The sequence below is a fragment of the Chryseobacterium rhizosphaerae genome, from assembly GCF_003385455.1.
GTDB lineage: Bacteria > Bacteroidota > Bacteroidia > Flavobacteriales > Weeksellaceae > Chryseobacterium > Chryseobacterium rhizosphaerae.
Genome location: NZ_QNUF01000002.1, coordinates 207,954 through 222,733 on the forward strand (window position 1 = coordinate 207,954; position 14,780 = coordinate 222,733).

The window sequence follows — 14,780 nt, forward strand, 5'->3', positions numbered from 1 at the left end:
TTTAACAAGTCTTTTAATCCATATAATCTCGTATCTTATAAGACATTCCTCAAATCATGTGTTTTTAGAGTATCTGAGCCTCAAAAAAGAGTTTTACACATTAAATTTTACACATTGAATATCTTTTAACCCCTTACAAAAACGTTAAACTATTGTTTAAATTATATAATTTTTCAAAACACCCCTAATTTTTTTAGGGTTAAAATGATTTCATTTCATTTTTTTTGTAAATTTGCCCTGTAAAAATCACCCAATATGTCAACCTTAAGATTCAAAGCACTAGAAACCCTACCATTTAAGGACTTCAGAAAAGATAATTCTGTTGAGGTTCCTGCAAAACTGTCAGAATTATTCTGTACCAATGTTTTCTCGGAAGAGACAATGAGAGAATATTTAACAAAAGAAGCATTCAATTCTATTATGGATGCTGTAAAAAAAGGAACTAAAATCCAGAGACATATTGCTGACCAGGTAGCTGTAGCAATGAAAGACTGGGCTATGAGCAAAGGGGTAACCCATTATACACACTGGTTTCAACCTTTAACAGGAACTACTGCTGAAAAACACGACTCTTTCTTCACACCTATCGAAGGAGGGAGAGCAATCGAAAGATTCAGCGGAAACTTATTGATCCAACAGGAGCCAGATGCTTCTTCATTCCCTAACGGAGGAATCAGAAATACTTTTGAAGCAAGAGGCTACACAGCCTGGGATCCTACTTCTCCTGCTTTCATCATGGGAACTACATTATGTATTCCATCCATCTTCATTTCTTATACAGGAGAAACCTTAGATTATAAAGCTCCTCTTTTGAGAGCTTTGAATGCTGTGGATGAAGCAGCAACCAATGTAATGCAGTATTTTGACAAGAATGTTACAAAGGTAACTCCTACCCTGGGTTGGGAACAGGAGTACTTCCTTGTAGATTCAGCTTTATATCAGTCACGTCCGGACCTTGTATTGACAGGTAAAACATTACTGGGACATTCTCCAGCCAAAGGACAACAATTGGATGACCACTATTTCGGTTCTATCCCAACAAGAGTAATGAATTTCATGAAAGAGTTGGAAATTGAATGTATGAAACTGGGTATTCCTGTAACGACAAGACACAACGAGGTAGCTCCTAACCAATTTGAGCTGGCTCCAATGTTTGAAGAAGTAAACGTTGCCGTAGACCACAACTCTTTATTGATGGACATCATGGCAAGAATTGCTCACAAGCACCATTTCCATATTTTATTCCACGAAAAGCCATTTGCCGGAGTAAACGGAAGCGGTAAGCACAACAACTGGTCTTTAGCCACTGATACAGGAGAAAACCTTCTAAGCCCTGGAAAAAATCCTAAGAAAAACTTACAGTTCCTAACATTCTTCGTTAATACTATCAAAGCAGTTTATGAATACGCTGACCTTTTAAGAGCAAGTATTGCTTCTGCAAGTAATGACCACAGATTAGGTGCCAACGAAGCTCCCCCAGCAATTATTTCCGTATTCATCGGAAGTCAGTTGTTCAGAGTACTGGAAGAACTTGAAAAAGTAACGGAAGGAAAGCTTTCTCCGGACGAAAAAACAGACCTTAAATTAAATGTAGTTGGAAAAATTCCTGAAATCCTATTAGATAATACGGACAGAAACAGAACTTCTCCGTTTGCATTTACAGGAAATAAATTTGAGATCAGAGCAGTAGGATCTTCTGCTAACTGTGCAGAGTCTATGACGGTAATGAATACCATCGCTGCAAAACAATTAATCGATTTCAAAAAAGAAGTGGATGCCCTTATTGAAACAGGTCTTAAAAAAGACGAAGCGATCTTCAATGTATTGAGAGAATACATCAAGCAGTGTAAGAGCATTATGTTTGAAGGTGACGGATATTCTGATGACTGGGCGAAAGAAGCTAAAAAGAGAGGCTTAAACAACTTAAAGACTACTCCTGAAGCTCTTAAACAGGAGATGGATAAAAAATTCGTTACCCTTTACGAAGAAATCGGAGTATTTACTCACAGAGAGGTTGAGGCAAGAAACGAAATCAAATTAGAAAAATATTCTACGGTCATTGATATTGAAGCAAGAGTATTAAGTGATATTGCAAGAAACCACATCATTCCTTCTGCTTTAAAATATCAGAACAGATTAATTGAAAACGTAAAAGGACTGAAAGACATCTTTGGAGATAAAGAATTCAAAACATTAGCGAAAGAGCAAATGAGCTTAATCACGGATATCTCTGAAAACGTTTCCAAGATTAAACTTGGTGTTGAAGACCTTATTAAAGCGAGAGAAACAGCAAAAGCTGTATCAAATAGCCAAAAGCAGGCAGAGTCTTACTGTACTAAAGTAATTCCTTTATTTGATGTTATCAGAGAAGCTTCTGATGATCTTGAAATGATGGTAGATGATGAGCTTTGGCCAATGACAAAATACAGAGAAATGTTGTTTACAAAATAACATCTGTAAAGTTCCATATTAGTTTAAATTCCTCGGTTTTCCGGGGAATTTTTTGGTTTTATTAACAACAGGAAAATTAGAGTTTTAAATTACAAAACCCGATCTATAGAAGAAAATCGATATGATTTGTTAAAGAATCATAATAAAAAAAACCGCACACTTACCAAAAATAGGCAGTTGCGGTTTATTTTTCTTTAACATATGTAAACAATATGTTAAATAGTGTTAAAATAAGATCCTGACAATTATCATATCAGGGGTCTTTTATTCGGAATCTCTACTTTTGTAATGCTTTTGAAAATAAATATTCCTTTTTAACACGGATAATCAAATATATATGAAGAAAAGAGTTTTGTTTTATTTAGTTGCTTTAGTTACTACTGTATCAATGCAATCGTGTGCTACTAATTATGTAGTTTCAAAACCAGCTACTTACACTAAAGAATACAAAACAGATGCCAAACTAGCCTCTATAGATAGCAAAAAAATGGAGCAGGATAAGCAAAAACTTATCGATTCTTTTCTTTCTGAAAAGGCTGCTACTTTAGCTAACGCTAAAAAAGCTATTAAGAATTCTGAGATTGCCAAAGTTGTGAAGTACAACAAAACAATTGACGGTATCCTTGAAGAGGCAGAAACGTACTTGGGAACTCCTTACAGATATGGAGGAACAACAAGAAACGGTATTGATTGTTCAGCTTTCGTACTTTCCGTTTTTGGAGCAGCAGCAGGTCTTAGCTTACCTAGAGTAGCAGCTTCTCAGGCTCAGGAAGGAGAAAGAATTGAAAAAGGAAACTTACAGAAAGGAGATCTTATTTTCTTTTCTCATGGAAGAAGAATCTCTCACGTAGGTATTGTAGAAAGTGTTTCTGAAGAGGGTGAAATTAAATTTATCCATGCAGCAACATCAAAAGGAGTAATGATTTCTTCACTGAATGATTCTTATTGGGGTCCTAAATTTAGATTCGCAAAAAGAGTGATCAACGAAGAAGGAGAAGCTTATAATAATTTAGCCGCGGTTACTCCAGCTACACCAGCAAATTTTTAATTTTATAAATAATTGATTTAAATAATGAAGCCATCAGACTCTGATGGCTTTTTTATTTATTCTATTTCCTCTATTAAGTTTTGGTAAAGCGAACGGAAGGCATATGAATAAGAAAAGGCAGGCTAAAGCCCACCTCTATTGCATTTTATTATGATTAGCTTATTATAACGTCCAACCTCAAACTTATTACTTCTAAAGCCTAGCTGTTTTTATCAATTTCTATATCCAGCTTATACAACAGCCCATAGACTTCAGACAGTGAAAATTTGGCCTTTTTAAGCTTGTTTAAGGCGGGATCTATAGAATAGTTGACCGATGTTCTGAAATTCGCTTTTTCAAGGTTAGTATTATCGAAAATAGCGCCCGACAAATCGCAATGACTGAAAACGGCATTGGACAGATCACATTCTGCAAAATCTACTTCAATCAGTTTCGAATTTTTAAAAACAGTTTTCTTAACCGATGTCTGATAAAATACGGAATTGTTCAGGGAGCAGCCGTCAAAGGTAAAAGATAGCCCAAATTCATTACAGTCATTAAACTGGAGCCCAAACATCTTACATTCTTTAAAAATAACTTCACGGAAAGCCGTTTTAATAAGTTTTGCCATACTCAGGTTGCATCCTATAAATTCACAGTCAGTAAAATTAAATTCCGACAGCCCTGCATATTCAAAATTGCAGTTCCTGAATATACAGTTCTCATATTCTCCTTTATCTAAAGGAAACTGTGTAAAGTCTGTATTCTCAAAATTCTGATCTAAAATATAAACCTCTTTCATACGCTCTAATAATTTTGGGGAATGAACTTTCCATCCACGTTTTTTTCATGGATATTAAAAAGAAAAGGAAACAGAACATTTTTAATCTTCCGTTTACACCAAACTGTTCTTATCTGAATAATTAAGTTTAAAGAAAATAAAAGTCATCATGGAGAAGGCAAGCAAAGAACTTCCTCCATAACTAAAGTACGGAAGAGGAATCCCTACCGTTGGGAAAAGCCCCATAACCATTCCTAAATTGATTGAAAAGTGCATCAGAAGGATGGAAGCAAAGCAATACCCAAACACGCGGTTAAAAGTGGACTTCTGCTGTTCTGCAAGATAATAGATCCGCCCTATATAAACCATATAACACAAAATCAGCACTGCACTTCCTACAAAACCCCATTCTTCACCTACGGTACAGAAAATATAATCGGTTTCCTGTTCAGGTACAAACTTACCTTGCGTAACAGATCCCTCGCGGTATCCTTTTCCTAAAAGTCCTCCGGATCCTATAGCTGTCTTGGAGTATAATAAGTTATACCCTGAAGTATCTCTAAAAGCTTTTTCCCCTTTATAAAGAACCTCAATTCTTTCTCTCTGGTGCTTTGGAAGTTTCTCTAAGATGTAAGGAGACCCGAAAGCTAATCCACACAACAAAAGGATAGATCCTGATATTCCGGAAATGGAGATCACATCCCAGGACATCCTATGATAATTCATCGCAATCAATACCCCGGCAATCAACACAATGGTAGCCGCCACATACACCGGCGGGATAGCTAATGAAACTAAGAACACCCCGGCAAACATAAATCCTATCCCAAATAAAAGTCCGCTTAAACCTTCCCGGTATAAAGCAATGAAAAACGCAATGAACACCAGCATAGATCCTACATCCGGAATAGCGAGTACTACGGCCGCAGGTATCCCTATAATAGCCAGAGTAGTCCATAGAGATTTTCTGTTTTTCAGATTAAAATCGGGTCCGGAAACATAGTTGGCAAGCATCAATGCCGTTCCTATCTTAGCAAACTCTACAGGCTGCATGGTAAAACTCCCGAATTTATACCAGTTCTTCTGCCCGAGAATTTCTTTACCAAAAGGAAAAAGCCCTATCAGTAGGAGAACCCCACCAATATAAATAATACCGGCCATATTCTCAAAGAATTTGCTTCTGCTAAAGAATATCATAAGCCCCACAAATACAGAAATACAGAAAAAAACCAACTGTTTTTCGCCCAATTTTTGGTCTACACTGTAAATATTGGCAATGGCAAAAATGCATAGCAGGAAATACAGTCCAAGTCCAAGTTTATCTATTCCTTCTGTCCACTTCATGGCTTCGCAGATTTGGTTTTTTTAGTTTCTTCGTCTATCTTTTTTTGTAGTTTCGCTTTCTGTTGCTTTACAAGCTCCAGGCTGTCCTGCATTCTTTTGCGCTTAATAGAGTCTGGCTTAGGGTCTACATACCAGCCTTTACGTTTAAGGTCTGCTACCCATTGCCTTTTATACTCAGGCATAAAGCTTGCCCCGATCATTTTTTTATAGAGATTATCTCTCTTCAGATCACCGGTAATATATTTCTCAGCAATTACAGTACACGCCGGCCCTGCCCAGGTTGCCCCGAACCCAGCATGTTCCATTACGGCTACTACTACAATTTTAGGTTTATCAGCAGGAGCAATAAGTACAAAGATTGAGTTATCTTTTCCCTGTGGCACCTGTGCGGTACCTGTTTTGGCTAGCTGGGTAAAATCATTTGATTTTAAGCTTCTTGCCGTTCCTCTTAGAACCACCGCTTCCATACCTTTTAAAACAGGTTCAAAATGCTTAGGATCTACAAGGGTTTGATGTTTAACCTTGAATCTTTTATCAGGATTGGCTTTCCCATCAATTGCTTTTACAATATGCGGAGTATAATACCATCCTTTGTTGGCAATAGCAGCTACATAATTGGCCAACTGAATAGGAGTGACCAATACATCTCCTTGCCCCATTCCGTTATAAATGGCTCCAGTAGACATCTCATCCCAGTTTTTAAAATCAGTTCTCTTGGAACCGCTCGCTTTCATGATGGCTTTAAATCGCTTCTCATAAAAATCTCCGGAAGGAATTCTCCCTTTTGCCCCCACGGCAAAATCATTATTTAAAAACTCTCCTACTCCAAAGCTGCTCATAATCTTCTTCCATTCGTCAACACCTTTGGAAGGGTTTCCCGGATATTTTTTGATGATGGCAATAAATGCATAGGTGAAAAAACAGTTACTGGAAACCTGAATAGAAGGAATCAACGGATCGGCCCCACCATGTCCTTTAATTCTTTTACCTTTATAGAAAAACCCACCGCCACAAGGGAAAACAGTCTTTTCATCCATTACTCCCATCTGCATTGCAGCCAAAGCTGTTAATAATTTGAAAGTAGATCCCGGAGGATAACCTGCCTGTAAGGAACGATCGAATGTAGGTTTATTTTCGTAAAGTGTATCTTTTGATAAAGCGTATAAATTTTTTGATTTATTAGGTCCGGTGAAAAGATTAGGATCGATATCCGGTCCTGTTGCAGCCACCAATACTTCCCCATTATTAGGGTCAATAGCTACAATGGCTCCATGTTTGTTAACGAGCATTTCTTCAGCAGTTCTCTGAAGATCATAATCAATAGTTAAGGTAATATCTTTCCCGGTAATAACATCTTTATCCAGAGATCCGTTTTTATAAGAACCAATATTTCGGAGTCTGATGTCTTTTTGGATATATTTCATCCCTTTTACTCCTCTGAGTTCTTTTTCGTAAGATTTTTCAACCCCTGTTTTTCCGATAAAGTCTCCCGGTAAGTAATAAATAGAATCTTTTTTAATGTCTCTTTCATTTACTTCACTGGTATATCCCAAAAGATTTCCGGATGTAGAAACTTCGTACTGACGCTGAGGTCGCTGTACAATAGTAAATGCGGGATACTTAAAAATAATCTCCTGCACTCTTGCAATATCTTCTCTGCTGAGGTCCTTTATGAACGTCATTGGAGTCAGCTTGGAATAATATTTTTCTTTTTTAATGGTATTGACTTTGTTGATGAAATCTTTTTTGCTGATCTTCATCAAGTTGCAGAAGCCTAATGTATCAAAATCGGGTTTCATTAATCCCTGGGTAAAAGAAATCTCATAAGCAGGCTGATTCCCTACCATGATTTTCCCATTTCTGTCAAAAATCACCCCACGCTGCGGAATAACGTATTCAATTTTAATGGATGTATTGGCCGCATTCAGTGCGTAGCGGTCTGTAAACAACTGCAAATAAGCCAGCCTCGCTATAAAAATAAGAGCGATAACAACAAGGATGGAAAAGATTTTTAAATAACGTGTGTTCAAACTTTTTGTTTGATTTTAAATATTAATGCGTAAATAACTATAAATATAAATGAAATTACACTAGTCACCAACACATTAAACAATATTTCAAAAAACCTGCTAAACTTAAAGAACTCTATATACTGTACGAAAAGCTGATGTAGGAAAATACTTGAAAATAAAAACAGCAAAAACTGCGCCCATTGTAAGGACTGAAAAGAGAAAAAGTCTGTGGAAGTATCCGTGGAAGTCCTGAATATCAATGTTCTATAATAAGCTATCAGGGTGGTAGCAAATGCATTGATTCCCCAGGAATAGTGGAATCCATCTATAGCCAACCCAATTAAGAAACTTAGTGCCAGGAACTGAAATTTATTTCTGAAAAAAGGATAGAACATGACAAATACGGGATACAGTACCGGAGTATATTTTCCGAACAACGTAATCCTGTTCAATACAAATATCTGTAATGCAACCAGGAAGATCATGATCAATATGTCTGTAAATAAAGTTCTGCTAATCATTTTCTTTTTTTATTACAGCCTGCATAGTATCCTGAATCTTCTGCACTTCGGCCTTTTTAAGATTCTTTACTACAAACACTTTATTTAACGCTCCCATTTTTTCACTCAGCTCAACTGAGATATCCCAGAAGCCTGTTTTATTATCTACCGAATAACCAGCAATAGTACCGATCATAACCCCTTTAGGGAAGATGGCAGATTTTCCGTCTGTTACTACGGTATCACCTACTTTTAAAGCAACGTATTTTGGAATATCGGCAAGATGCATCACTCGTGAATTATCCCCATTCCATGTTAATGTTCCAAAATATCCGGAATTTTTAAGTGCCGCATTGATTCTGATCCTGTTTACACTTAGTACAGACTGAACCAATGCATAGCTATCAGTAGAATTGATAACGATTCCCGCAATACCTCTTGGTGCCATTACCCCCATTTGTGGGAAAACACCATCTCTGCGGCCGCGGTTGATTGTAAAGTAATTATTTCTTCGGTTGATGCTGTTGAAAACAATCTCACCATCAACAAAAGTGTAGATTTGGCCCCCTCCTATGGTATCATGAACTTTTTTGAAAACAGGATTTTTACCTCCTTCTTTTCCGTAAAGTTCAGTCATAAGGGCTTTATTCTGAATCACAAGATCTTCGTTGATCTGTTTAAGTTTCAGATAAGTAACTCCTTCATCAATATATCCGGAAACCCACGAATTCAGCGCAGCTGTCTGGCCCGCTATCCAGGATCTCTGCATGGCATTTCTAGAGAATATCAAAACCAGAGCAATAATTTGCAGGAATATAAAGAAGACGAAAAGAGTGTTCTTCGAAAATAATCTCAGCAAAAATCCCATTCAGATATATAGTCGTAAAAAGTTAAAATTATTTAATTAAGAAATTGAACTTATCCATATTCTTAAGGGCAATACCAGTTCCGCGAACAACAGCTCTTAACGGATCTTCAGCAACAAATACAGGAAGACCTGTTTTTTTGTGAATTCTATCCGCAAGACCTCTTAGTAACGCTCCTCCTCCAGCAAGATAAATACCTGTTTTGTAAATATCAGCAGCCAATTCCGGTGGAGTAAGAGATAGGGTTTCCATTACAGCATCTTCAATTCTGATAATAGACTTGTCTAATGCACGTGCAATTTCCTTATATCCAACCATAATTTCTTTAGGTTTTCCTGTAATAAGGTCTCTACCCTGTACCGGGATATCTTCAATGTCTACATCAAGATCCTCTACTGCAGATCCTACTTCAATTTTAATTCTCTCAGCAGTTCTTTCCCCAATATAAAGGTTATGGTGAGTTCTTAAGTAATATGCAATATCATTGGTAAATACGTCACCTGCAATCTTCACAGATTTATCACATACGATACCTCCTAAAGCTACTACTGCAATTTCTGTAGTACCTCCACCTATATCAATGATCATGTTCCCCTCAGGTTTTTGTACGTCAATCCCCACCCCAATTGCGGCTGCCATTGGCTCATAGATCAACCTTACTTCTTTTGCGTTTACTTTTTGAGCAGAATCTCTTACCGCTCTCTTTTCAACTTCAGTAATACCAGAAGGAATACAGATTACAATTCTTAATGCAGGCTGTATGAATTTACCCTTGATTCCAGGAATTTTTTTGATAAACTCCTTGATCATATGTTCAGAAGCGTGGAAATCAGCAATAACCCCATCCTTCAAAGGACGAATTGTTTTGATATCCTCGTGAGTTTTACCCTGCATATGTTTAGCCTGTTCACCAACAGCAATGGGTTTACCCGTAGAACGTTCAATTGCTACAATTGACGGCTGATCTATAACAATCTTATTATTATGGATGATAAGGGTATTAGCTGTTCCCAGGTCTATCGCAATTTCTTGCGTAAACATATCAAATAAACTCATATATTTCTTCTGATTTTAAGTTTACAAAGATATAAATTTAACACTACTAAAGAAATTTCACACCAACATAATTTGGTTAAAATTTTATTAAAATTTATAATTCTTTATTAACTTTTACTTTAGATGTTTACAGACTTTGAGTTAAACTAAAATTAACAGGGGAAATTATGGGTGAAAAATGGGTAAAAAGCCGGTTTGAAAATCGCTAAATTTGCCCATTACAATAAATTCCGGATGGTCTCTATAGTTTTTTACGATAATTATCATATACACTATCAGAGGCTGGTTAATTAAAAAAAGCGTAAATTTGCGACTGCTTATGTTACAGTATTCCAACATCCATCAAACATCGAATTTTGCCGTGCTTTCCATAAGCTACGAAAAGGCCGATGTAGAAACGAGAGGAAAGTTTGCATTCTTTGATGAGAACATCAAAAACTTCGTTTCCCGGGTCCATCAGGAAGATCTTGGTGATGCTTTTGTGGTTTCTACATGTAACAGGACTGAGATTTATACCACTTCATCCAATTATCTTTTAGTGGCTGAAGAATACTGCAAAACAATTGGAGTACATCTTACGGATTTCCTTCAGTTTGCCAATATTCTTACAAAGGAAGAGGCTTTAATACACCTTTTCAGAGTTGCCGCCGGACTTGAGAGTCAGATTATCGGAGATTTTGAAATTATCGGTCAGATCAAAAAAGCGTATACCCGTTTTAAAAAAGAAAGACAGAATTCCAATCCTTATCTGGAAAGAGCAATCAATGCTGCTATTCAGATTTCGAAAAGAATAAAAAATGAAACAGGAATCTCCAACGGAGCTGCTTCTGTATCTTATGCTGCTGTTCACTATATTTTAAACAACCAAAAGAGGATCAATGAAAAAAACATTCTTCTTTTAGGGGTGGGTGAAATTGGGCAGAATACTGTTGAGAATTTAGTAAAACACGTTTACCAGCCTAAAATAAAAATAGCCAACCGAACTCAGGAAAAAGCTGAAAAGATTTCTGAGAAATATAATATTCCCCATGTTGATTATTCTGATGTGGACAAGGAATTAAAGGAAACGGATATTCTCATTGTGGCGACCGGAGCAAAGCATCCTATTATCAACCAGTCTCATTTTCCAAACGGAAAGGAAACATTGGTAATCGATCTTTCTATTCCGCATAACGTTGAAAAAAATGTAACTGAAAATAAAAATGTAACATTAATAGACGTTGATGAGCTTTCAAAACAAATCCAGGAAACTATTCAGCAACGGGAAAAAGAGATTCCAAAAGCAGAAAAGATTATCAAGGAGCTGATGAAAGACTTCATTGAATGGGAGAAAAAGAGAAAGCTGGCTCCCAATATTCATCATTTCAAAGCCGTTTTAAAGAATATGGAACGCAATGAGATGCATAATTTTTATAAAAAGAATAAATACATAAACATCACGGACATGGAACTTTCTGATAAAATGATCCAGAAAATCACCAACCGTTTTGCAAAATATATCATTGATAACCCTTTAAAAGCCGAAGAAATTAGTAAATTAATGCACGAAATATTAGTTGAACAACCAAACAACGAATTCAATGAAAAGCATTAGAATTGGAACCAGAAATTCCGCACTTGCACTTTGGCAGGCTAGAGAGGTTGCGAGGCACCTTCAGAACCTCAATTATTTAACAGAAATTGTTCCTATCGTCTCTTCAGGCGATAAGAATCTTAATCAACCACTATATTCTTTAGGAATTACAGGAGTTTTCACAAGAGATCTCGATATTGCCTTACTGAATGACGAAATTGATATTGCCGTACATTCTTTAAAAGATGTTCCTACCCAGTTACCTCAAAATATTGAGATGATTAGTTATCTGGAAAGAGATTACCCTCAGGACATCCTGATCAGAAAGGAATCTTCCAGAAACAAAGAATTCCATGAGCTTAAACTGGCTACAAGCAGCTTAAGAAGAAGAGCATTCTGGCTAAAGCATTATCCTGAGACTGAGTTTTCGGACATCCGTGGAAACATCCAGACGCGTCTTCAAAAACTTGAAGATGGAAATTTTGATGCTACCCTACTATCTCTGGCAGGGATCAAAAGAATGAAAATGGAAATTGATTATGAAATGCTTCCATTAATGATTCCGGCACCATCACAAGGTGTTATTGCTGTCGCCGGACATTCTGACAAACCTGAGATCAACGAAATATTAAAACAGATCAATCATGCACCCACTCAAATCTGTGTAGAAATTGAAAGAAATTTCTTAAGCACTTTGGAAGGAGGCTGTACTGCACCAATTGGTGCTTTTGCAGAAATCATCGGTGATCAGATCCGTTTCAAAGCTGCACTTTGTTCTCTGGATGGTAAAAACTGCATTGCTGTTGATGAAAATTTCGAATACAACACTACAGAAAATTTCGGAGAAAAGTACGCGAAAGTAGTTCTTGAAAACGGAGGAAAAGAATTGATGGCAGAAATCAAAAGCCAGATCTAAGATTATTTCAAAGTATAAATTGTAGATTTATATTTTACCTCCCCTCCTTTTTCAGTTTCAAACGTAAAGACATGAAAATCTTATTTACCAAAAATATAGACCAAACGATTATATCCAAGAAATTAGGAGAGGATATCTCGGTTGATTGTATTGAGGTCATTAAGACACAACCTCTAAAAGTCTCACCTTTTGATCTGAAAAATTATTCATTGATCTTCACCAGCGTCAATGGAGTATCTTCATTTTTCGAAAACGGCTTTAAACCAAACGAAGATTTTACTGCGAAAAATTACAATAAGATCTACTGTGTGGGCGAAAAAACAAAGAAAGAACTTAGAAAACATGGCTTTGGAACTTTTAAAGTACTGAGAAATGCAGAAGTCCTTTCCGGATTTATCATTGGAAAATGCCAGCACGAACAATTCCTTCACTTCTGTGGTAATCTTGCTATTAATGTTTTGGATAAGGATTTACCGCTTCAAAACATTAAGTATAAAAAAGTCACCGTATATAACACAGAGGAAATCAATCCTTTAATAACTGAAAAATATCATGCTGCAGTATTTTTTAGTCCGAGCGGAGTTCGTAGTTTTGCAAAGCAAAATTCTCTGGAGAATATGAATCTTTTTTCGATTGGAGAAACCACTTCCGGAGAACTGAGAAATTATACCAAAAAAAATATTTTTACTTCTGAGAGTAACGATGTGGTATCAATTTTGGATATGATAGTGAAATTTTATAAAAACAAACAAATATGAAAAATTTAGCATTTTTATTATTAGGATTAATGATTGCATTTTCTTGTACTTCACAAAAAGAAACTCAAATTTTAAAAGTTCCCTACACTGAAGCCAAAAGATATTTTGTAAAGAACACTTATAAAAGCAGTGAAGTTTCTGTTAAGAAAATCACCTCACAACAGGAATTTGATGAAATCTTCGGAATGGCAACAACTATGGGAAAGGATGGTAAGCCAACCAGCATTGATTTTTCTAAGGATTATGTCATTGCACTAATCGGAGTTGAAACCAATAAATCGACTGACTTTTTAATTAAAAATCTTGTTAGAGAGAAAAACAGCATTATTCTTTCTTACACTATAAAAGAAGAAGGAACAGAAAACTCCTATTCAATACTACCTACTAAAATACTTATTGTCAGCAAGCAATATGATGGCAATATCATTTCAAATAAACTATGATTAAAAACGACCTATATTTAAAAGCACTTCGCGGAGAAACCGTTGAAAGACCTCCTGTCTGGATGATGAGGCAGGCTGGAAGATATCTGCCGGAATTCATTGCTCTGAGAGACCAATATGATTTCTTTACAAGATGTCAGACCCCTGAACTTGCTGCTGAAATTACATTACAGCCTATCCGTCGATTTCCTTTGGATGCAGCGATCCTGTTTTCGGATATTCTGGTAGTTCCTCAGGCAATGGGAATTGATTTCAAGATGAAAGAATCTGTTGGACCATGGTTGGATACTCCGATCAGAACAATGGAACAGGTTCAGAATATTGAGACTCCGGATGTGAATGATACATTAGGTTATGTTTTTGATGCTATTGAACTTACCCTTCAGAAATTAGACAATGCAATTCCATTAATTGGTTTTGCGGGTTCTCCATGGACCATTCTTTGTTATTGTGTAGAAGGAAAAGGCAGTAAGGCATTTGATATTGCAAAATCATTCTGCTTCCAGCAGCCTGAAGCAGCTCACTTATTACTTCAGAAAATTACAGATACTACTATTGCTTATCTGAAGAGAAAAGTAGAAAAAGGAGTTTCTGCGGTACAGATATTTGATTCATGGGGAGGAATGCTTTCTCCTACTGATTATCAGGAATTCTCATGGCAATACATCAATCAGATCGTTGAGGCATTAAGTCCACTTACCCATGTGGTTGTATTTGGAAAAGGATGTTGGTTTGCACTGGAAGACATGACTATGTCTAAAGCTTCTGCTCTTGGTGTTGACTGGACTATTAAGCCGGAATTCGCAAGAACACTTACCAATCATACGATGACCCTACAGGGGAACTTTGATCCTGCAAGGCTTCACTCAACTCCTGAAACCATCAAAAAAATGGTAACCGAGATGATCAACCGTTTTGGAAAAGACAGATATATTGCTAATCTAGGACACGGAATTTTACCTAACGTTCCTGTAGAAAATGCAGAAGCATTCATCAGAGCGGTAGTAGACTGGAAACCTACGCTTTAAAATCCGGATTAATATCTGTATAGAA

At 36.6% G+C, this 14,780-nt stretch carries 13 protein-coding genes; 7 read left to right on the forward strand and 6 right to left on the reverse strand.

Annotation, left to right across the window (positions count from 1 at the left end; translation table 11 throughout):
• Window positions 1–255 precede the first annotated feature (255 nt).
• Both DRF57_RS02500 and DRF57_RS02505 read left to right on the forward strand, forming a co-directional pair.
• Window positions 256–2,451: a glutamine synthetase III family protein gene (locus DRF57_RS02500; RefSeq protein ID WP_047484688.1), complete on the forward strand. Its 2,196-nt coding sequence runs from the start codon at window positions 256–258 to the stop codon at window positions 2,449–2,451.
• 337 nt (window positions 2,452–2,788) lie between these two features.
• Window positions 2,789–3,499, forward strand: a complete 711-nt coding sequence (locus DRF57_RS02505) for a C40 family peptidase (protein ID WP_084086412.1) — start codon at window positions 2,789–2,791, stop codon at window positions 3,497–3,499.
• A gap of 199 nt (window positions 3,500–3,698) precedes the next feature.
• On the opposite strand, the gene DRF57_RS02510 is transcribed toward DRF57_RS02505, so the two are convergent.
• The 6 genes from DRF57_RS02510 to DRF57_RS02535 form a co-directional block, all read right to left on the reverse strand.
• The gene (locus DRF57_RS02510) at window positions 3,699–4,280 is read right to left on the reverse strand and encodes a pentapeptide repeat-containing protein (protein WP_047484684.1); all 582 of its coding nucleotides are present in this window, start codon (window positions 4,278–4,280) and stop codon (window positions 3,699–3,701) included.
• A gap of 93 nt (window positions 4,281–4,373) precedes the next feature.
• Complete coding sequence (gene rodA / locus DRF57_RS02515) at window positions 4,374–5,603, reverse strand: rod shape-determining protein RodA (protein ID WP_047484682.1); 1,230 nt, start codon at window positions 5,601–5,603, stop codon at window positions 4,374–4,376.
• Complete coding sequence (locus DRF57_RS02520) at window positions 5,600–7,633, reverse strand: peptidoglycan D,D-transpeptidase FtsI family protein (protein WP_115916753.1); 2,034 nt, start codon at window positions 7,631–7,633, stop codon at window positions 5,600–5,602. The genes rodA and DRF57_RS02520 overlap by 4 nt, the downstream gene beginning before the upstream one ends.
• Window positions 7,630–8,136, reverse strand: a complete 507-nt coding sequence (locus DRF57_RS02525; RefSeq protein ID WP_047484678.1) for a hypothetical protein — start codon at window positions 8,134–8,136, stop codon at window positions 7,630–7,632. The genes DRF57_RS02520 and DRF57_RS02525 overlap by 4 nt, the downstream gene beginning before the upstream one ends.
• Window positions 8,129–8,983, reverse strand: coding sequence for a rod shape-determining protein MreC (gene mreC / locus DRF57_RS02530; RefSeq protein WP_047484676.1), 855 nt, complete (start codon window positions 8,981–8,983; stop codon window positions 8,129–8,131). The genes DRF57_RS02525 and mreC overlap by 8 nt, the downstream gene beginning before the upstream one ends.
• Before the next feature lie 28 nt (window positions 8,984–9,011).
• Window positions 9,012–10,037, reverse strand: a complete 1,026-nt coding sequence (locus DRF57_RS02535) for a rod shape-determining protein (RefSeq protein WP_045491741.1) — start codon at window positions 10,035–10,037, stop codon at window positions 9,012–9,014.
• Window positions 10,038–10,356: 319 nt separating this feature from the next.
• Between DRF57_RS02535 and hemA the strand changes: the two genes are divergently transcribed.
• From hemA to hemE, 5 genes are all read left to right on the forward strand, one after another.
• On the forward strand, window positions 10,357–11,631 hold the full coding sequence (hemA, locus tag DRF57_RS02540; RefSeq protein ID WP_047484674.1) for a glutamyl-tRNA reductase: 1,275 nt from the start codon (window positions 10,357–10,359) through the stop codon (window positions 11,629–11,631).
• A complete protein-coding gene (gene hemC, locus DRF57_RS02545; RefSeq protein WP_047484672.1) occupies window positions 11,618–12,526 on the forward strand; it encodes a hydroxymethylbilane synthase in 909 nt (302 codons plus the stop codon). Before hemA ends, hemC begins: the two co-directional genes overlap by 14 nt.
• Window positions 12,527–12,597: 71 nt before the next feature.
• Complete coding sequence (locus tag DRF57_RS02550) at window positions 12,598–13,284, forward strand: uroporphyrinogen-III synthase (RefSeq protein ID WP_047484670.1); 687 nt, start codon at window positions 12,598–12,600, stop codon at window positions 13,282–13,284.
• Window positions 13,281–13,727: a hypothetical protein gene (locus DRF57_RS02555; RefSeq protein WP_047484668.1), complete on the forward strand. Its 447-nt coding sequence runs from the start codon at window positions 13,281–13,283 to the stop codon at window positions 13,725–13,727. The genes DRF57_RS02550 and DRF57_RS02555 overlap by 4 nt, the downstream gene beginning before the upstream one ends.
• Window positions 13,724–14,755, forward strand: a complete 1,032-nt coding sequence (gene hemE / locus DRF57_RS02560; protein WP_047484666.1) for a uroporphyrinogen decarboxylase — start codon at window positions 13,724–13,726, stop codon at window positions 14,753–14,755. The genes DRF57_RS02555 and hemE overlap by 4 nt, the downstream gene beginning before the upstream one ends.
• The last annotated feature ends 25 nt before the right edge of the window (window positions 14,756–14,780 follow it).